Annotated in this window: 18 protein-coding genes; 13 read left to right on the top strand and 5 right to left on the bottom strand. The window is 56.9% G+C overall.

The window, feature by feature from the left end; all coding sequences use genetic code 11:
- The 6 genes from II896_05755 to II896_05730 form a co-directional block, all read left to right on the top strand.
- Positions 1–1,025: hypothetical protein (locus II896_05755; GenBank protein ID MBQ4444136.1), on the top strand; the 1,025-nt coding region annotated here is incomplete at its 5' end.
- Positions 1,026–1,204: 179 nt separating this feature from the next.
- Complete coding sequence (locus II896_05750) at positions 1,205–1,735, top strand: hypothetical protein (GenBank protein MBQ4444135.1); 531 nt, start codon at positions 1,205–1,207, stop codon at positions 1,733–1,735.
- A gap of 22 nt (positions 1,736–1,757) precedes the next feature.
- Positions 1,758–2,582, top strand: a complete 825-nt coding sequence (locus II896_05745; protein MBQ4444134.1) for an alpha/beta hydrolase — start codon at positions 1,758–1,760, stop codon at positions 2,580–2,582.
- Positions 2,583–2,661: 79 nt separating this feature from the next.
- The gene (locus II896_05740) at positions 2,662–3,918 is read left to right on the top strand and encodes a hypothetical protein (protein MBQ4444133.1); all 1,257 of its coding nucleotides are present in this window, start codon (positions 2,662–2,664) and stop codon (positions 3,916–3,918) included.
- Positions 3,919–4,146: 228 nt separating this feature from the next.
- Positions 4,147–4,668, top strand: a complete 522-nt coding sequence (locus II896_05735) for an S-ribosylhomocysteine lyase (GenBank protein MBQ4444132.1) — start codon at positions 4,147–4,149, stop codon at positions 4,666–4,668.
- Between the two features lie 141 nt (positions 4,669–4,809).
- On the top strand, positions 4,810–5,439 hold the full coding sequence (locus tag II896_05730; GenBank protein ID MBQ4444131.1) for a lactate utilization protein: 630 nt from the start codon (positions 4,810–4,812) through the stop codon (positions 5,437–5,439).
- A 104-nt stretch (positions 5,440–5,543) separates the two neighbouring features.
- On the opposite strand, the gene II896_05725 is transcribed toward II896_05730, so the two are convergent.
- The gene (locus II896_05725; protein ID MBQ4444130.1) at positions 5,544–6,656 is read right to left on the bottom strand and encodes an Ldh family oxidoreductase; all 1,113 of its coding nucleotides are present in this window, start codon (positions 6,654–6,656) and stop codon (positions 5,544–5,546) included.
- Between the two features lie 774 nt (positions 6,657–7,430).
- On the opposite strand from II896_05725, the gene II896_05720 reads away from it, so the two are divergent.
- From II896_05720 to II896_05690, 7 genes are all read left to right on the top strand, one after another.
- The gene (locus II896_05720) at positions 7,431–9,110 is read left to right on the top strand and encodes an MFS transporter (protein ID MBQ4444129.1); all 1,680 of its coding nucleotides are present in this window, start codon (positions 7,431–7,433) and stop codon (positions 9,108–9,110) included.
- Complete coding sequence (locus II896_05715; protein MBQ4444128.1) at positions 9,107–9,817, top strand: DNA alkylation repair protein; 711 nt, start codon at positions 9,107–9,109, stop codon at positions 9,815–9,817. The genes II896_05720 and II896_05715 overlap by 4 nt, the downstream gene beginning before the upstream one ends.
- A gap of 96 nt (positions 9,818–9,913) precedes the next feature.
- Complete coding sequence (scfA, locus tag II896_05710) at positions 9,914–10,066, top strand: six-cysteine ranthipeptide SCIFF (protein MBQ4444127.1); 153 nt, start codon at positions 9,914–9,916, stop codon at positions 10,064–10,066.
- Positions 10,067–10,119: 53 nt separating this feature from the next.
- The gene (gene scfB / locus II896_05705) at positions 10,120–11,502 is read left to right on the top strand and encodes a thioether cross-link-forming SCIFF peptide maturase (protein ID MBQ4444126.1); all 1,383 of its coding nucleotides are present in this window, start codon (positions 10,120–10,122) and stop codon (positions 11,500–11,502) included.
- 1 nt (position 11,503) lies between these two features.
- Positions 11,504–12,862: an aminotransferase class V-fold PLP-dependent enzyme gene (locus tag II896_05700; GenBank protein MBQ4444125.1), complete on the top strand. Its 1,359-nt coding sequence runs from the start codon at positions 11,504–11,506 to the stop codon at positions 12,860–12,862.
- A 124-nt stretch (positions 12,863–12,986) separates the two neighbouring features.
- On the top strand, positions 12,987–13,913 hold the full coding sequence (locus II896_05695; GenBank protein ID MBQ4444124.1) for a hypothetical protein: 927 nt from the start codon (positions 12,987–12,989) through the stop codon (positions 13,911–13,913).
- A gap of 180 nt (positions 13,914–14,093) precedes the next feature.
- On the top strand, positions 14,094–14,279 hold the full coding sequence (locus II896_05690; GenBank protein MBQ4444123.1) for a hypothetical protein: 186 nt from the start codon (positions 14,094–14,096) through the stop codon (positions 14,277–14,279).
- 147 nt (positions 14,280–14,426) lie between these two features.
- Here II896_05690 and II896_05685 read toward each other — a convergent pair whose 3' ends face one another.
- The 4 genes from II896_05685 to tuf form a co-directional block, all read right to left on the bottom strand.
- Positions 14,427–15,245: a DUF4097 family beta strand repeat protein gene (locus II896_05685; protein MBQ4444122.1), complete on the bottom strand. Its 819-nt coding sequence runs from the start codon at positions 15,243–15,245 to the stop codon at positions 14,427–14,429.
- 72 nt (positions 15,246–15,317) lie between these two features.
- Complete coding sequence (smpB, locus tag II896_05680) at positions 15,318–15,773, bottom strand: SsrA-binding protein SmpB (GenBank protein ID MBQ4444121.1); 456 nt, start codon at positions 15,771–15,773, stop codon at positions 15,318–15,320.
- A gap of 68 nt (positions 15,774–15,841) precedes the next feature.
- A complete protein-coding gene (gene rnr / locus II896_05675) occupies positions 15,842–17,878 on the bottom strand; it encodes a ribonuclease R (protein MBQ4444120.1) in 2,037 nt (678 codons plus the stop codon).
- A 149-nt stretch (positions 17,879–18,027) separates the two neighbouring features.
- A partial coding sequence (gene tuf, locus II896_05670) for an elongation factor Tu (protein ID MBQ4444119.1) occupies positions 18,028–18,963 on the bottom strand: 936 nt, incomplete at its 5' end.

Raw genomic sequence — 18,963 nt, 5'->3', positions numbered from 1 at the left:
GCAGCGCAAGTGAATATTATAATTCTATATCGTCGGAGCATCCCGACATTGCGGCGACACTGCAAAACGCTATTGACGTTGCAACTTCCGTAAAGAACGATGATAACAAGACGGAAGCGGAGATTTCCGATGCGGTAACGGTATTGAACAGTGCATTAGATCAAGCGAAAGCCGATGAAAATCAAGCGAAAGCGAGTATGGTCAAAGCGCGTATTGAAGCAATCGGCACGGTGGGACTTACCGTCAACAGCAAAGCTTTAATAGATTTGGCAAGAGAATCGTATGACGGTTTGACGACGGATCAAAAGGCACTTGTATCGAATTATGATGTATTGACTGCGGCGGAAGTAAGATATGCCGATTTGAGAGCGGCGGATGAAGTAAATACTTTGATTGATTCTATCGGAGACGTTGTGGACATCACGGAGAGCAAAAATAAGATCGACGCGGCGCGTAAAGCCTATGACGCGTTGTCTACAGCGCAACAAGGCCTTGTCACTAATTATGAAACTTTGACGTCTGCCGAGGTCAGTTATATCGACCTCAAGGTTGCGAAAGAAGCGGAAGGCACCATTAATGCATTGCCGGCCACGGATGAAATAACCGCAAGCGACAAAGCCAAAGTCCAAGCGGCGCAAGCCAAATACGATGCAATGACGCCCGCTCAAAAAGAGATGGTTTCGGCGACAGTAGTAGCAAAATTAGAGGCGGCAGGCAACATGGTAGCGACGCAAGAGGTCATCGTTTCCATCGGTGCCATCAACGCGTCCAATCCCGACAAAGCCAAGGTTACAGAGGCAAGAGCGGCATACGACGCTTTGACTCCCGAGCAAAAAGCGAAAGTCACCAACTATGCGGCTTTGACGGCGGCGGAAGACCAACTCGCAAATAGCAATAAGAGCAGCGGGCTTGGCGCCGGCTTCATCGTCGGTGTGACCATGGCCTCCATCGTCGTGGCGTTGTTGATCGTCATGCTGGTGCTCGTCACCTTGGATCAGAAAGGTATACTCAAACGCCGCGACTAAGCGACGACAACGTATCAAACCGCACCCCATCGGTGCGCGATCACCAAGAGCGACATAGCGATATGCCGCTCTTTTTTCTGCCTCTATGTGTGGAACTCGGTGAAGCCGAATTCGTTTGGGGAGAGGAGCGTATAGCAGTAATTGCCAAGCGGGCAAAGACGTGATATAATGAAGATACGATGAAAGCAAAGGCCGAGGTATCGTTGATAAAACCCACGAAGAAATTTTTGTTCTTCTTCTTGCTGGCGTATTACGCGCCGGTGGGGTTGTTTATGTTTATGCTGTTCGTCCTGGAGAAGGAAGTGCGGGGCGTATTCGTCGTCACGTGGGTGGTGGCGCTCGCTGTGTTGGGCGCGTATATCTTGTACGGCTACGGCAGGTTGATCGTGTTGCGCGTGGTGGAGAAAAAGCGCGCGGAGGGCGTGCTCAAAGCGCTCAAGACCGACAAGGCGCGCAAGACTAAGAGTGACTACCATTGGACGGCGGCCACCGCCACCGCGTCGTGCGCCTTCTATTCGCTCTATACCTTGGTGACCGCTATGATCGTGCTGTTCTCGGGTGACGTGGCGTTCAAGGAAGCGTCCTATTTCGGTTTCGCCGTGGCGACGCTTATCCTTGCGTTCGCCGTTCTCGGCATCGTGCGCTATTCGGTAAGGATAGACCGACTGCGGAAACGCGCCGCCGCGCCCGACGAAAGCGCCGTCGAATAGGGTGGCGCAAAAAGGAGAAACTATGCCGCACATCAAACTTCGCCCCGACAAAGATATGCTCGTCCACAAGGTCAAGACGAACGGGATCACCTTGCTCGTCGTCGAACCGCGTGCGCGCAATGCGAAGGCCCCCATCGTGCTATGGATACACGGGGGTGGGTATTTCGGCGGATTGAAAGAGATGGTGTTTATGTCCCGCGCGGCGGATCTCGTCAAGCGATTCGGCGTGGTGGTGGTGTCGCCCGGCTATCATCTTGCCGTGCGGAATCCCTATCCCGCCGCTCTGAACGACTGCTACGGCGCGCTCCTTTGGACGTACGAGCACGCGGCGGAGTACGGGGCCGACAAAGACAAACTCATCGTCGGGGGCGAAAGCGCGGGCGGCGGATTGGCCATATCCGTGTGTATCAAGGCGCGGGACGAGGGTGAAGTGCCCGTTCGGTATCAACTGCCCCTCTATCCCATGATCAGCAACGCGGATACCGCAACGTCTCGGGACAATCACGGCAAAGTGTGGAATACGCGGCTCAATCACCTCGGTTGGAAATTGTATTTGCGCAAAGAAGCCCCCGCCGCCGTCTCTCCCTACGCCGCGCCCGCCGTTGAAAAGGATTTTCGCGGGTTGCCTCCCTGTTATACCTTCGTGGGGGACGGCGAGCCCTTCTACGAAGAAACGCTCGACTACGTGGCGCACCTGCGGGCCGTGGGGATACGAGCGGAGGCGGACGTCTACCATACCGACGTGCACGCCTTCGATATGCTCTATCCCGACCGCGAAGAAAGCCGGCGGGCAATCGCGCGATTCGAAGAAAAGTTCGAAGAGATCCTAAAAGAAACGATTGTGTGATATTTGAAACGATAATGCAATACGGAGTCTTGCGTTTCGTGATAGAATAGATAAAGAAAGACAAAGGAACAACGAACGAATGAAGAACGTAAACAAACTGATGAATATGGATTCGGTCTACCTGAGACGCTTATATAACACGTCTTGTCTGGCCTTCCGCACGGAAAACCGATTCGCCAAGAAGGGCGGCGTGGTGTTCGTGGGGGATAGCATCACGGACTTCTGCAATCTCGACACCTACTACCCCGAGTTGAACGCGGTCAACCGCGGTATTTCGGGCGACACCATCGAGGGCATTCTCGGCCGATTGGACGTCAGCATTTTCGACCTCGAGCCGTCCGTCGTGGTGCTATTGGGCGGAGCCAACAACTTTGCCGAGGGGTACGACGACGTGGAGACCTTCGTCATCGACACCTATCGCGCCATTCTCTCGCAAATCAAAGCGAGATTGCCCCAAACCAAAGTGGTGGTGCAATCGGTCTATCCCGTGTCCGACGTGTCCTTCCACAACCGCTATAAGTACGGGCACGGGCATATACGCGCCATCAACGCTAAACTCGAAGAACTTACCCTCTCTATGGGCTACGTCTACGCCGACGTGTATTCGGTCCTTGCCACAGGGGACGAGGAGTTCGACAGCCGTTACACCGACGACGGGTTGCACCCCAACGCCAAAGGGTATGCCGCCATTAGCGCCTATCTCCGTCCCATCGTCGACGGGCTGCGCGGGGAGATGACCGCTCGAGGCAAGGATAATCAACAAAAAGCCTCGCAAAACGAAGTCGTCGACTCCGTCAAGGCCAAAGAGGCCGCCACTTCCCTCATCGAAAAGATGTTGGTCGCCGTATTCTTGATGGCGATGGGCGTTTTGTTCTGCGTGCGGATAAGCGGCGCCATCAGCATCACCTGCGGCGTGATACTATGTATATACGGCGTCGTTAATCTCATCCTCATCGGCATCGGGCACCGTCCGCTTTTCAGCATTATGGGAGTGATAGACGGCGCAATCATCGCCATCGGTATCGCCTTTTGCGTACACGATTTGTCTATGATTTTGGTGCAGTTGTTGCCCTATATCTTCACGATTTTGGGCGCGTTGATGCTCATCGACGGGTTCATCGGGTACTTCGGGCGCAAACAGGGAGGAAAGTTGCGCGTCGTCCTCTTCTCGATAGCGGGCGCCGTGATGTTCTCGCTCGGCATTTCCTTCTTTGCCGTAGAGGAGTTCCGCTTGGGGTACGAGCAACTGATATTCGGCGTCATCCTTTGCGTAGCGTCCGTCCTGTTGGCGACGGCGACCATCGTGGGCAGGCTGAAAAAGGAGGGGATACGATAACGAGCTACCTGCCGCAGACGCCTTACGCGTCGACCGCGTATTGCGTGCCGAGCCAAGCAAAAGACGCATTGTCGAATGCGTCTTTTCTTTTGGGAGAAGAGGGCGAACGATAGGGCAAGGCGCGTTCGTCTCGTCGTTTTGCGAAACGATCTGCACGTTGACAGTTCGGGGGCGGGTGTGGTAAACTTGTATTGCGCAATGCATAGCGTTGCACGAGGAGAGAGTTAGATGGAATTGATACAGAGTTTTTCGGTGGATCATACGCGCATCGTTCCCGGCATTTTCGTAAGCCGCGCGGATCGTTTGGGAGAGTATTCGGTCACGACCTACGACGTCAGGCTCAAACGCCCCAACATAGAGCCCGTCATCGACGTGGCGGCGATGCATTCTTTGGAACATATCGTCGCGACCTATCTGCGCAACGATCCCGAATGGAAGGACGAGGTGGTCTATTGGGGGCCTATGGGTTGCCTGACGGGCTTCTACCTCATTCTCAAAGGCGATCGTACGTCGCGGGCGCTCTATGACCTTTTGCTGGGGGCGTTCCGACACGTGGAAAGCGTGACGGAAGTGCCCGGCGCTACGGCGGTGAACTGCGGCTACTATCGTATGCACAACCTCGAAATGGCCAAATGGTACGCAAGGGAATTCGTCGCCTATCTCGAAGCCAACGCCCAAAACGACGCTATTTTCGAGTATCCCAAGACCGAACGGTTGGTGACGGACGGCAAGCATTTTTACGATTCCTGATGGTAGCAGAAAAAGCAATGCGAATGGATGCGCGTTGTTTTTGCGACGGCGTAGACGTGACCGTCATGACGGCATAGGCGTGAAGATAAGACAATTAATGTGCGTCTGTAATATAATATAGCGAAATAGTAGGAGGGAAATATGGACAAGAACGTAGCGAAACGAAATGAATTGGCGGCGGCCAAAATCATCAAAGGCTTGCAGTCGCGCAATATGACGGGCTACTACGCTGCGGACAAAGAGGAAGCGCTCAAAGTGGCGCTGTCTTTGATACCCCAAGGCGCGTCGGTGACGATGGGCGGCGGCATGAGCGTGTTCGAGATAGGGTTGGTGGACGCGTTGAAAGCGGGCGATTACCGCTTCATCGACCGTGCCGAGTGCGCAAACCCGCGCGAGGCCATTCTTTTGGCCTACGACGCGGACGTCTTTTTGGCGAGCACCAACGCCATCACCGAGGACGGTATATTGGTGAATATAGACGGCAACGCCAATCGCGTGTCGGCCATGGCCTACGGCCCCAAGAAAGTGGTGCTCGTGGTTGGTATGAACAAGGTCGCGCCCGATCTCGACAGCGCGATGAAGCGCGCAAGGAGCGTGGCCGCGCCCACTAACGCCCAACGCTTTGGTCTCAATACGCCTTGCTCGCGGACGGGCACCTGCGCCGATTGCAAATCGGCGGACACCATCTGCTGTCAATTCCTTATCACGCGGTATAGCCGTCATAATGACCGCATACACGTTATTTTGGTGGGGGATAGTTTGGGGTATTGACGCAAAAAGCCCCTATCGTAGAGGGGTATTCGATACCAAACGCAAAAAAGAAACGAAAAAGGTCGCCGACTGCAAGAGTCGGCGACCTTTCGCTTGCCTTTCGATTATTTTTCCCAGGGGAAGACGTATTGGGTGAGGCCGAGCATATCGCGCACGCCGCACATTTCCTTTTGGACGGACTCGTTGATGGGCACGCCCGAATCCTTGCGGGCTTGCCACACGTTCCACTCCTTTTCGCCGGCGGTGTAGATGCGCTCGGCACCGGGGGCTTTGCGGCTGGCGCGCACGGCGCGGATGATGTCGCCCGCTTTCTTGCGGCAGAGGTCTTGGCCGAGGAAGTGGTCGGTGTCGATGGCGATGAAGAAGTGGCCGAGATGGTAGGGCACTTTTTCGCCGTTGGGACCGACGCCGTTCAACGCCTTGCCGTATTCGCCGTCCTGCAAGGCGGCGGACAGGATCTCCACGACCATCGCGTAGCCGTAGCCTTTGTAGCCGCCCAAGGCTTCGCCGATGCCGCCCAGGGTGGTGAGGGCCGCTTTGCCTTGACGGATCATCTTGAGCGCCACGCCCGCGTCGCCCTCGACGGGTTTGCCTTCCAGGTCGATGATGGTGCCGGGGTGTACGGGCTCGCCGATGCGCTCGTAATACTCCACCTTGCCGTTTTGGGTGATGGAAGTGGCGCAGTCGATGAGAAAGTCGAAGTCCTCGTCGGTGGGAATGCCGATGGTGAGGGGGTTGGTGCCGAACATACCCTCCACGCCGAAGGTGGGCGCGACCGAGGGACGCGCGTTGGTGCCCGTGATGCCGATGCAGCCCGCCTTGGTGGCCATGGTGGGGTAGTAGCCCGCGATGCCGTAGTGGCAACTGTTGCGCACCACGACCATGCCCATGCCGTAGCGTTTGGCCTTGGCGATGGCGAGGCTCATCGCCTTGTAGCCGATGACCTGTCCCATGCCGTCGTGACCGTCCACCACGGCCGTGGTCTCGGTCTCTTTGACGATTTCAAAATTGGTGACGGGGTTTTGAATGCCCGCCAGAATGCGGTCGATATAGATGGGTTTGAAGCGGTTGCAGCCGTGCGATTCGATGCCGCGCTTGTCCGATTCGAGCAAAACGTCGGTGCAGATCTCGGCGTCCTCGCGGGGTACGCCCACGCCCACGAAGGCATCCGTGACGAAGTCGTATGCAGTTTTCCAATCCAAAATAACTTTTGCCATAATCTTCTCCTTTTTACCGTGTACGGTAATATTCCACTACCATCTTACCACCGAGAGCCCCCGTTGTCAATGCACCTTTTGCCCCAAAATGCGCTATTTGCGCGGAAAAAATATCGCAAAATCTCCAAGGTGTACGATTATACGAACAACTCGGCCTTGCAAAAGGCAAAAATTCGTCGTATGATAAGTGCGCAGGAGGCAACCGAAGATGAAAAACCATTCCGACACACGACAATCCGACGGCGAACAGGTCGCATACATACTCCTTGTTCTTGTTGTTGCGGCGATCGTTACGGTCGTCAGTTTCGTTTCTTATCTCCTTTTATCCTTTCCTTTCCTTTGGCTCGTCAGCCTGGTCGGATTCGTCGTGTGTTGTCGTGTCCTCTCGTGCCTCCGCAAGGGCGAACGCCGCGCCGCGGCCTACTCGATGGCCGCGAGACGCGAAAGGCGGGTAACCGCAGGCGAAGACGAAAGGTCGCTGTGGCAAGCGGCCGTGAAGATACGAAAACCGACCGCGTCTTGTCGTGGGACGAAGACGCGAATGGCGCGTTTTGGCGGGGACGTATAGGGGGAAATAGGTACGTATAATCGCGGTTGAGGCTTTGCCTGCCGCGCGAAAAACGCCCCCGCCCGCGCCGAGGTATATGCGGATATACCTTTGAGACGGTGCGACTTCGGTCGCACCTTTTTCGTGTAAAGACCTCGAAATTGCATCTTGTCAACGGGTGGGTATTAGTGTATAATGGTACTATACCAACTTTGTGAGATGCGCGTATGAAGGAAAAAGGCACCGTTGCCGACGTCAAATCGGACAAGATATCCACGAGAAACCTCATTATGTTCCCGTTGGGAACGATAGGAAGGGATTTTATTTACAACCTCTTCAATACCTATATGATGACCTTTATTCTGCTGACCAAGAATCTGACGTCGGCGGAACTCGGGGCCATTACCTTCATCGTGGTGGGCGCGCGCATCTTCGACGCGTTGAACGATCCCGTGATGGGGGGCGTGGTGGAGAACACGCGCACCAAGTGGGGCAAGTACAAGCCGTGGCAGCTCATCGGCGCGGTGCTTACCTCTGCGGTGGTGGTGCTATTGTACACGATCAACCTCGATCATTGGGCGTTCATCGGCTTTTTGGCGTTTATCTACCTTATGTTCAGCATCACCTTTACGATGAACGACATTTCCTATTGGGGTATGCTGCCCACCTTGTCCTCGGACAACGATTCGCGCAACAAATTGACCTCGGTCGCCCAAATCGCCGTGACCATCGGCGGCGGTGCGTCGGGCGTCTTGATCCCCTTGCTGACGACGGGCCAAATCGGCGCGGCGGTGTTCGGCAGCGCCAAGCGCGCCTACGCCGTGCTGTCCTTGATTTCGGCGGGGTTGATGATAGGCTTCCAGTTGTTTACCATTCTCGGCGTCAAAGAAAAGCCTTTGCCCGACAATTTCATCAAAACGCCGCGGCTCAAGGTCAAGGATATTTTCCGCACCATCACTCACAACGACCAACTGTTGTGGAGCGCGATCATTCTCCTTTTGTACAACGTGGGCACCGGCGTGGTCAGCGCGGGGCTTTGCACGATGTACCTCTACTTTGAATTCGGTTACGAAGGGTTGTACGGTATGCTGTTTTACGCCGTAATGGGCGTTTTGAGCGTGGTGTTTACCGTGGCCTACCCCGCGTTGGGCAAGAAGTTGGGGCGCAACAAGACGCTCTATTCCACGGTGTTCGCCATCATCGCCGCCTACGCGTTGATACTCCTCTTCGGCTTGGTCATACCCGAAACCAAAGGTTTCGACCTCAACCTCTTGGGGTTGCACCTGCACCTCAATCTCAAGTTTATCCTGATGATGGTGGCCTTCGGTCTCACGGGGTGGGGCGGCGGCTTCTATATGGTCATGACCATCAATATCGCCAATACGGTGGAGTACAACGAGTACAAGACGGGCAAGCGCGAGGAAGGGCTCATCTTCTCTTTGCGCCCCTTGGTCAACAAACTAGGCTCGGCCATTTCGGTGGGGCTGGTGTCCGTCGTGTACATCGTCGCGGGCGTGCTGGCCACCACCAACGCCATCTCGGACGTGGAAAACAAGTTCGACGCGATGGGGTCGTTGACCGCCGAGCAGCAAGCGGACAAATTGGCGCAGATAGAGACGCTCACCAAGAGCGTACCCACCGCCAACAAAAATATCATGCTGTTGTGTATGTGCCTTATCCCCATCGCGTTTTTGGTGGTGGCCATGATATTGTATCGTAAGAAGTGTTTCCTCAACGAGGCCAAGATGGAAGAGATCAAGGCCGTGGTCGTCGAACGCGAGGCGCAAGCGGCCGCCGAACGGGAAGCCGCAGAGGAAGAAGTCGCCGCGGATACCGCAGAGGGAACCGCCCTTGCGGACGAATCGACGGACGCGAAAGGCCCCGCGACGGCCGAAGAAGGGGAATGACGATGCAACTTGTGCGCGAGGATTGGACGACCGAAGATATGGACGCCTTTATGACCTACCTGCGTTCGTTGGGCAAGGGCGAAGAAAAGGCGCGGTGGGAAGGGCGCATTCTCAATACGCGTATGCCGTGTTTGGCCGTGCCCGCTACCGAGGTCAAACGCATCGTGCGGCAAATCGCCAAGGGCAATTTGCGCGCCTTCATCGCGCATTGGCGGTGGGACAACTACACCGCAAGTGCCGTACTCGGTCAACTGATATGCTATTTGCCTTTTGAGGAGCAGAAGCCGCTTTTGTTGCGCTACGCCGCCCAAACGGACACTTGGGCGGGGACGGACTGCCTGACGTTCACCAAAGCGCCCGCCGCGGACTATCTCGCGTTTGCTAAGCCGTGTCTTGCGTCCGCATACCCGTTCGTGCGGCGGCTGGGGCTTATCGTCATGCTCAAAATCGTCGATGAGGATACCGTCGACGCCATTTTGGCGGCGTTGCCCGCGTTGCAAACGGAAAAGGAGTATTACGTCAATATGGCGGTCGCTTGGCTGGTCTCCGAATGTTTCACCAAGCAAAGGGACAAGACGCTTGTCTTTTTGGAAGAGGGCAAATACAACGAGTTCGTGGCGCGCAAGGCCGTGTCCAAGTGCCGCGACAGTTGCCGCGTTAGCCCCGAGGACAAAGAAATGCTGCTTAAATACCGCCCGAAACGGTAAAATCGGCGGGCGCGCGCGCAAAATAGACAAGACGGTTGACAAGCGCGCCCAAAAGGTGTAATATAATATCATCACCAAGTTTAATAGGAGGGACGTATGAAACACATCATTACCGTGAATACCCGTAATCTCTGCGAGAGCGCCAAGAACGGCGGCTGCGGCGAGTGCCAAACGAGTTGCCAATCGGCTTGCAAGACCAGTTGCGGTATCGCAAACCAAAAATGTGAGAACGAAAAGAAAGACAAATAAGTCAAAGCCGAAAGTCAGTGCCGCTCACCAAGCGGCACTTTTTATGTAAAGATATGATTCACACCTACCGAATGGGGGGCTACAACATAGTGCTGGACACGTTTTCGGGTTCGGTACACGTCGTGGACGACGTGGCCTATCGAATGATAGAGCTTTTGCGGGACGAGCCTTCCCAAGAAACATTGTTGCAGACCATACGCGCCGAGTTCCCCGCGAAGGACGAGGCCGAGATTGCCGAGTGCTTCGAGCAGATACGATCCCTTCGCTTGGCGGGGCAACTTTTTGCGCCCGATACCTTCCGTCCGTTGGCGGACAAACTGAAAGACAAAAATAAGGGCGTGGTCAAGGCGCTTTGTCTGCACATTGCGCACAGTTGCAATTTGGCCTGCGCCTACTGTTTCGCAGGGCAGGGGAAGTACCACGGCCAAAGCGCATTGATGAGCGTAGAGGTGGGTAAACAGGCCCTCGATTTCCTCATCGCCAACTCGGGCGCGCGCACCAATCTCGAGGTGGACTTTTTCGGCGGTGAACCCACTTTGGCCATGGACGTGGTACGGGAATTGGTGTCATACGCCCGCTCGCGCGAGAAGGAAACGAAGAAGCGTTTCCGCTTTACTTTGACCACCAACGGCCTACTCATCGACGACGATTTGATAGACTTCGTCAACCGCGAGATGAGCAACGTCGTCCTGAGCCTCGACGGGCGCAAGGAGATTCACGACCGCTATCGCGTAGACCACGCGGGGCGGGGCAGTTGGGACAAAGTGGTGCCCAAATTTCAACGTTTGGTTGCGGCGCGCGGGGGCAAGAATTACTATATGCGCGGCACCTTTACGCACGCCAACCCCGACTTTTTGGAAGACGTCAAATGTATGCTCGACTTGGGCTTCACCGAGTTGTCGATGGAGCCGGTCGTATGCGATCCCACCTCCCCCTCGGCCCTCACCCAAGAGGATCTGCCCGTCGTTTTGCGGCAATACGAGGACTTGGCGGCGCTGATGCTCGCCCGCTACAAAGAGGGCAGACCCTTCACTTTCTATCATTATATGATAGACCTTACGGACGGCCCTTGCGTGTACAAGCGCATTTCTGGTTGCGGTTCGGGCACCGAGTATATGGCCGTGACGCCTACGGGCGACTTGTATCCTTGCCATCAATTCGTGGGCGAGGAGCAGTTCCTTTTGGGCAACGTATGGGAGGGCGTCACCCATCCCGAGCGGCAGCAGCCCTTCGCCGACTGCAACGTGTACGCGCACCCCGAATGTCGGGATTGCTGGGCGCAACTGTATTGTTCGGGCGGCTGTGCCGCCAACGCCTACCACGCGACGGGCAAGGTGACGGGCGTCTACGAGTACGGCTGCACCTTGTTCCGCAAGCGCATGGAGTGCGCCATCTATTTGCAGATCGCCGAACAGTTGGAGGGGAAGAACGAGTAGTATGCCATGCCCTACGCCCATTCTGCGCTTTTTGCGTGAATACCAAGACGGCTCGCCTGTCCGTCTGCATATGCCGGGGCACAAAGGTCGTCCCCGTTTGGGCGTCGAGCCGTACGATATCACCGAGATACGCGACGCGGACTCGTTGTATTGTCCCGTCCCCGACGGTATCATCGCCCAAAGCGAAGCCGTGGCGACCGAGTTGTTCGGTAGCAAACGCACCGTATATTCGGCGGGCGGTTCGTCCTTGTGCATTTTTACGGCGGCGTGGCTTCTTCGGCGGTACGCCGCGGATACGGGCGTAGCGCCCTTGGTGCTGGCCGTTCGCAACGTGCACCAATCCTTCGTGTCCGCTTTGGCGCAGACGGGGTTGTCGGTAGAGTGGTTTCGTTCGCCCGAGGCGACGGCCCTTGCCTGCCCCGTGGACGCTGTGGCGCTCGAAACCCACCTACGTGGTATGCCTATTCGGCCCATCGCCGTCTATCTGACTTCGCCCGATTACCTCGGCAACGTACAACCCGTCGCGGCCATCGCCGAGGTCTGTCATCGTCTGGGCGTATTGCTCTTGGTGGATAATGCGCACGGTACCTACCTGCATTTTTTGCCTTCTCCCGCGCATCCCTTGGACCAAGGCGCGGATATCGTATGCGATTCGGCGCACAAAACGCTACCCGCGTTGACGGGCGCGGCGTATCTGCATTTCGGCGCGACTTGCCCCGACTATTTCCCCGACAACGCCAAAGAGGCCATGCTGTCGGTGGCGTCCACCAGCCCGTCCTACCTCGTGCTGGCGTCGCTCGACCGCACCAACGCTTGCCTTACGGCGCCGGGCTACATCGGGTGTATCGCCGAAATGGCCGAGATGATAGCGGACGCTAAGAAGCGCCTGACCGAAAAGGGCTGGCAATGTGTGGGGGACGAGCCGCTCAAATTGACGTTGTACTGTCCGTCGATGGGAACGAGCGGCGTCGCTACGGCGCGGCTTCTTAACGAGGAGAAAGTCGTCGAGGAGTACGCCGACCGTGATTACCTCATATTGATGGCGTCCGCCGACACGCCCCCCGAGCACTTGGAGCGGGCGGTGCAAACGCTATTGCATATGCAAACGGGCGATTTGCATCCGCCAATGCTCACTTTGCCGTCCTTGCCGCCTCGGGCGATGAGCGTGCGTGAGGCCTATTTCGCTCCGCGCGAAGTTTTGCCCATCGACCGTTGCGAGGGCAGAGTGCTCGCGTATTTGCCCGTCAAGTGTCCGCCCGCCGTGCCCTCGGTCATCGCGGGAGAAGAGCTGACCGCCTCGGTGCTACGGTATCTGGCGGCGCAAGGATACGCGCAGTTGGCCGTGGTAAAACCCGAATAAACCCGCCGTCGGGCGCACCTTGCGCGTCAAGATGGGCGAAAACGCACGATTTTTGAAGGACGGTTGACAAAGCCTTGCGCGCGGGATATAATTGAGATAGCAATTTACCTTTTGGAGGTTTCGTATGAAATCAAAGTTAATCGCAGTCGTACTCATCGTGGCCGTGCTGGGCGCGCTCCTCGCGGGTTGCGCCGCCGCCAAAGTCAAAGATGCCGCCGCGCAAAAGGCCATGGACACGTTCGTGGAGTTGATCAACGGCACCAAGTCTTCGACCACCGGCGAGTGGATAGACGACTTGTGGCTCAACGTAGACAGCGTGGATATCGAAACGATGGAGTATATCACCTACAACTACAAGGACGAGACGGTAGAGGGCTCGCCCGAGTTCCCCGTGTACAACTATCACTTCGTAGCGTCCTACAGCAGCAGCAACAAGGACTACGTCAACCAAAACTACTACGTCAACGTTATCTATCGCAACGAGACCTACAAGGCGACCTTGAGCAACGAGGAGAACTACGAGCGCAACCAAAAGTTGTACAAGACCAAGGACGGCAAGTTTAAGAAAGGCGCCATCAACAAGATGCTCGCCCCCGCGTTGGAATTGTTGAAGAAGAACGCCGCCGCGCGTAAAGCCGCCGCCGAAGAAAGAGCCGCGCAGGCTGAACGTATGGAGCAGCAAAGAACGACGTTGCGCACCGCCGCCGACCAAATCTACGCGGCATTGACCGCCGCTTTGGAGGGTGGCAATATCACCGCCGCCACCACGCAACAACAGTTGGTGGCGCTGTTGCCCGCCGCTTCCGAGACCTTGGTGTACGAGTACGAGAAGGCCGAGGCCGAGACGCCCGCCGAGCCTGCGGAGGGCGAGGAGCAACCCGCCGCCGTGGAGCGTACGGAAGGCGTGGTGTATGTCACCATCCCCTTGGCGCCCGCCGAGGGTTTCCAAGCCGGCGAGTACAACGTCACCGCGTATATCGTCAGCGGGGACAACGTCCTTTTGATGAAACGCGGCAACGCCTTCATTAAGCAGGAATGCATCGGTTATTGATATGCGTCCGATCGAGAACGCCGAGCCGTGTGCTCGGCGTTTTTGGTTGCCATCGGCATAATCGTCCGGACAAGAAGCGACCAAGACCGCCTACGGCTTTGACGGCGACTATTGGGGAGAAGGCGGGGCGCGCGTCAAACTGTGTACGGACTATGCCGAGAGCCGGGGCGTCTATGAAAAATGGGAACCTACTACGGAGAAAACGAGTACAGTTGCTACGCCTCCTGGTGGATCCGTTCGCCCCACTATTACTTCGGCAACTACACGCGGTTTATCCAATACTATGGCGGCGCCGGCAATCTCGACTACAATTGCCTCACAAATCTCGGCGTCGTACCCGCTTTGCGCGTCAGCATGTCCGAATAATCTACGTCGGCCGCGATAGCGCCGCGGCGGGCGTAGAATCTGCGCACGCCGACAATAAGAACGAAAAACGCCTTTCGTATGATGCGAAAGGCGTTTTTGATGATGCAATGCCGCGTGTACGGCTATTCTCCGTTGGTCGCGCCGCCGTCAGGATGCGGTTTTGAGCGTTACGTTGCCCGAGGTGGTTTCGACCTCGATGCGGATCTTGCCCGTGCCCGAGAGGTAGCGGCTACCCGACTTGGTGCAGGCGAAGTCGCCCGTGGACACGCGCCCTGACACGGTGGAAACGTTCATGGCGAAGGACGCGTCCTTGGCCAACGCCAAGGTGACGTTGCCCGACACGGACTTGGCCTCTACCTCGTCCACGACGGGGAGATTGAGATTGATGGTGCCCGAGACCGTTTCGACTTCCACCTCTTTGGTCGAAGCCGCGCGCAGATTGACGTTGCCCGACACGGTGTTGAGACGGGTCTTGGCGATGGCGTTCAGGGTGCATTCCACGCGGCCCGATACGTTGTCCACGTTGAGTTCGCCCACGACGGCGGGGTCTACCGCCACGTTGGCCGCGACCGCGTTGACGCTGAGACGGGTGAGCAAGTGTTCGGCGGGTATGGTGACCACCAAAGTTTTGGACACGTTGCGGATCTTGGTGCCGTCTTTGGCGAAAGCGATGGAGAGGGTGGCGTTGTTGACGCGGTAGCACAGGGGTATGGACGCCGACGCGCCTACGCCCGATTCGTGCACGGTGATGTTGTCCTGCGTGCCCACCATCACGCGTACCGAGCCGGCTACCCAATCGATATTGATTTCGTCAATGGCCGAGGTGGGTGACACGTCGCCCGTCGCTTGGGTGTAGTTGCGGGTCTCGAAGTCGTAGGTCTCTATGGTGGCCTTGTTGATGAGATTGCAGGCGAACAGGCCCAAGGCGAGCGCCGCTATCAACGCTATGCACAATACTTTTTTCATACTTTCTCCTTTCCTTTCGGGTGGGGGATTTATCTCGTTGTATGCCGCTTTCAACCGAATTATGCCGAGAAACTAATCCTCATAACGGCGATTATTCTCCTCGATGGCCTTTTTGCGCATATCCTCGCGCTTGTCGTAGGTGTGTTTGCCTTTGGCCACGCCCACTTCCACCTTCACCAAGGATTGCTTGAAATAGAGTTTGGTGGGCACGAGGGTGTAGCCTTTGCGTTCGACCATCGCGCGCAACTTGTTGATCTCGCGTTTGGTCAAAAGGAGACGCCGCTCGCGTTTGGCGGGCGGATTGTAAAAACTGCCTTTCTCGTAGGGAGAGATATGCAGGTTGACGACGAATACGTTGTAGCCGTCTATGCGCACGTAGCTGTCCACGAAGCTGACGTTGTGCTGTCTTAGGCTCTTGACTTCGCTGCCTTCCAGCACGATGCCCGCCTCGTAGGTCTCCTCGATAAAGTAGTCGTGATAGGCTTTTTTGTTGGTAGCGATGAGGCTACCCTCGTTGGATTTCTTCATATAGTTAGTATTATACTCTATTTTACGCCAAAAGGCAATAGCAAATTTCCGCGCGTGCGGCGGGGCGGCTATCTGCGGCGCCCTTTTTGCTTGCGTTTGGGCGGTTTGTGGTCGCGGGTGCGCACGGTGCCGTGCACGCCATTGGGGGGTTTGTGTTGCTCCATACGGGCTACGTCGGCGATGGTCGCGCCCTTGTGCACGAGCGCGAAGCGAATGCGGCGAGAGGTGGGATCGGCCCCTGTGACCACCACTTCCACCGTGTCGCCGATGCGGTAGACGCTATGCTGTCCCACCAGACGGTAGCGCAGGGGGTCGTAGTAGAAACTGTCGTGCATATCCTCGACGGGTATGCCCCCCTCGATGCCCGAAGGCAGGGTGGCGAACATCATGCGGGTGGTCATGCCCGACACCACGGCCGAGAAATGCCCGTCCAGGTGCTCCTGCATATACACGGCCTCGTAGTAGTGCACGATATCGCGCTCGGCCTTTTCGGCGGCGCGTTCCTGCATACTGCAATGCATACAGGCAGACTCCATCGCCTCGGTGAGGGCGTCCTTTTCCTCGTCCGCAAGGGGCGCGCCCTTTCGCTCGAGGTACAACTTGACCATGCGGTGCACCATGAGGTCGGGATAGCGGCGAATGGGCGAGGTGAAATGGCAATAGCACTCGCTGCCCAATCCGTAATGCCCGATATTGAAGGGGCTGTACTTGGCCTTTTGCATACAGCGAATGGCCACCGTGCTGATGACGTCGCCATAGGGCGTTTCGGCTACGGCGCGCACAAAGTCGCATATCTCCTTTTCGTTGAGGTAACGCCCTTCGGGCGCCAGCCCGAAACATTCGGCAAAGGCCGTCAGTTGGTGCAACTTGTCCTCTTCGGGCACGTCGTGCACGCGGTAGGCGCAGGGGTAACCCGCGCGTTCCAAGGTGGAGGCCACCGCCTCGTTGGCGGCGATCATAAAGTCCTCTATGACGGCGTTGGATTCGGTGATCTCGGCGGGTACGACGCCTTCGATGCGCTCCCCGTCGAAGAGAACGGTCGTCTCGTGCGCGGAGAAGTCGATGGCGCCTCGGTCTATGCGTTTTTTGCGCAACAGCCGCGCAAGGTCGGTGGCGGTCGTCAGCATTTTGACGATGGGCTCGTATTGGCGGCAAAGGGTTTCGTCCCCGTCCAGAATGCCCTGCACTTTGCGGTATGTCATACGGTAGGCCGAATGAATGACGCTCTTGGTGAGATAGACGTCCTTGCGTTCGCCGTGCGCGGTGAAACGCATACGGCAACTGAGGCAGAATCGGTCGCGGTCGGGCATCAACGAGCAAAGGTCGTTGGACAAGGCCTCGGGCAGCATGGGGAACGCCTGTCGCGGGAAGTACACGCTGGTGGCGCGTTGGTACGCTTCGCGGTCGATGGGGTTGCCCTCACGAACGTAATGCGACACGTCCGCGATATGCACCCACAACTCGTAGCCATCGCCCTTGGTCCTGGAGATGGATATGGCGTCGTCGAAATCCCTGGCGTCGTCCCCGTCTATGGTGATGGTGAGCAGATCGCGCAGGTCGGCCCTATCCTCTTCCGCTTCGCCCATCGTCAGCGAAGCCGCCTCGTTGAGCGCGTCCTCGGGGAAGACGTCCGCGAAGCCGTAGCGGTACAGACAGCTCAGCACCTCGCTTTGCTTCTCGCCCGCTTTGCCCAATACGCGGCGGATGACGCCCTCGGGGTTGCAGCCCTTGGGGTAGTCCACCACGTCCACCACGACCTTGTAGCCGTTTTTGGCGCCCTCTACGAGGTCATCCACGTGAATATCGGTATAGTAGGCTTCCTCGTCGGGTACGACGAAACAGCCGTTGCGGTACACCTTGAGGGTGCCGATGAGTTGGGTGACGCCGCGCTTCAATATCTTGACGACTTCCACGTCGTCCGAATAGAGTCGGCGGCATTGTACCGTGTCGCCGTGCTGTGCGCCGTGCAGATTTTCGTGCGAGATGAACATATCCTCGCCCCCATCCGAGCGCGCCAAAAAGGCGAACCCTTTGCGGTTGCCGCGTATCACGCCCTCGAAGAGCGTGTTTCGATAGATATTTTTGGTGATAGAACGTCTGCTCATACGGTTAGTATTCTCGTAGTGGGGTTTCGTATTTGCCCAAACGCCGAAGCGCCGTCAACCGATCGTCATGCACGACGGCGGGCGACTCGTTGCCGTAAAAAATGGGGTGCACCCAAAAGCGCACCCCAAGTTTGTTGACGTAAGACCGATTAGTCCTCGATGATGTTGGCAACCACGCCCGAACCGACGGTACGGCCGCCTTCACGGATAGCGAAGCGCAAACCTTGCTCGATGGCGATGGGGGTGATCAATTTGATTTCCATATCGATGTTGTCACCGGGCATGACCATTTCGACGCCCTTGGGCAGTTCGATAGTACCGGTAACGTCGGTGGTACGGAAATAGAATTGGGGACGATAACCGTTGAAGAAAGGAGTATGACGGCCGCCTTCTTCTTTGGTCAGGACGTACACTTGAGAAGTGAAGTGAGTGTGGGGATGGATGCTGCCGGGTTTCGCCAACACTTGGCCACGCTCGATGTCTTTACGATCGACGCCACGGAGCAAAGCACCGATGTTGTCGCCGGCCTCGGCGAGGTCCAACAACTTACGGAACATTTCCACGCCCGTAACGGTGGTCTCTCTGGGTTCGTCCATCAAACCGACGATTTGCACTTTGTCGCCGACCTTAACGGTACCACGCTCGACACGGCCCGTAGCAACGGTGCCACGACCGGTGATGGTGAACACGTCCTCGACAGGCATCAAGAAGGGCTTGTCGGTGGCACGCTCGGGATCGGGGATGTAGGTGTCCAAGGTGTCCAACAACTCTTGGATGGCGCCGAAGGCGGGATCGTCGAAGCGACCTTCGCTACCGGCGTTCATGGCCATCAAAGCGGAACCCTTGATGATGGGGGTGTCGTCGCCGGGGAACTCGTATTTGTCCAACAGCTCGCGGATCTCCATCTCAACCAGCTCGAGCAACTCGGGGTCGTCGACTTGGTCGCACTTGTTCATGAAAACGATGATGTAGGGCACACCGACCTGACGGGCCAACAAGATGTGCTCACGGGTTTGGGGCATGGGACCGTCGGTGGCGGCCACGACCAAGATAGCGCCGTCCATCTGGGCAGCACCGGTAATCAT

The sequence above is a fragment of the Clostridia bacterium genome (assembly GCA_017394805.1).
In the GTDB taxonomy this organism is placed as follows: domain Bacteria; phylum Bacillota; class Clostridia; order Christensenellales; family CAG-1252; genus RUG14300.
Note: the sequence above shows the minus strand (reverse complement) of the source record. Positions and strands in the feature narration are given on the sequence as shown.

What these genes read in the sequence shown, in the direction of transcription:
- II896_05750 (MBQ4444135.1), top strand. Translation starts at nt 1,205, where the DNA reads ATGAAAGCAAAGGCCGAGGTATCGTTGATAAAACCCACGAAGAAATTT.
- II896_05745 (MBQ4444134.1), top strand. Translation starts at nt 1,758, where the DNA reads ATGCCGCACATCAAACTTCGCCCCGACAAAGATATGCTCGTCCACAAG.
- II896_05740 (MBQ4444133.1), top strand. Translation starts at nt 2,662, where the DNA reads ATGAAGAACGTAAACAAACTGATGAATATGGATTCGGTCTACCTGAGA.
- II896_05735 (MBQ4444132.1), top strand. Translation starts at nt 4,147, where the DNA reads ATGGAATTGATACAGAGTTTTTCGGTGGATCATACGCGCATCGTTCCC.
- II896_05730 (MBQ4444131.1), top strand. Translation starts at nt 4,810, where the DNA reads ATGGACAAGAACGTAGCGAAACGAAATGAATTGGCGGCGGCCAAAATC.
- II896_05725 (MBQ4444130.1), bottom strand. Translation starts at nt 6,656, where the DNA reads ATGGCAAAAGTTATTTTGGATTGGAAAACTGCATACGACTTCGTCACG.
- II896_05720 (MBQ4444129.1), top strand. Translation starts at nt 7,431, where the DNA reads ATGAAGGAAAAAGGCACCGTTGCCGACGTCAAATCGGACAAGATATCC.
- II896_05715 (MBQ4444128.1), top strand. Translation starts at nt 9,107, where the DNA reads ATGACGATGCAACTTGTGCGCGAGGATTGGACGACCGAAGATATGGAC.
- scfA (MBQ4444127.1), top strand. Translation starts at nt 9,914, where the DNA reads ATGAAACACATCATTACCGTGAATACCCGTAATCTCTGCGAGAGCGCC.
- scfB (MBQ4444126.1), top strand. Translation starts at nt 10,120, where the DNA reads ATGATTCACACCTACCGAATGGGGGGCTACAACATAGTGCTGGACACG.
- II896_05700 (MBQ4444125.1), top strand. Translation starts at nt 11,504, where the DNA reads ATGCCATGCCCTACGCCCATTCTGCGCTTTTTGCGTGAATACCAAGAC.
- II896_05695 (MBQ4444124.1), top strand. Translation starts at nt 12,987, where the DNA reads ATGAAATCAAAGTTAATCGCAGTCGTACTCATCGTGGCCGTGCTGGGC.
- II896_05690 (MBQ4444123.1), top strand. Translation starts at nt 14,094, where the DNA reads ATGGGAACCTACTACGGAGAAAACGAGTACAGTTGCTACGCCTCCTGG.
- II896_05685 (MBQ4444122.1), bottom strand. Translation starts at nt 15,245, where the DNA reads ATGAAAAAAGTATTGTGCATAGCGTTGATAGCGGCGCTCGCCTTGGGC.
- smpB (MBQ4444121.1), bottom strand. Translation starts at nt 15,773, where the DNA reads ATGAAGAAATCCAACGAGGGTAGCCTCATCGCTACCAACAAAAAAGCC.
- rnr (MBQ4444120.1), bottom strand. Translation starts at nt 17,878, where the DNA reads ATGAGCAGACGTTCTATCACCAAAAATATCTATCGAAACACGCTCTTC.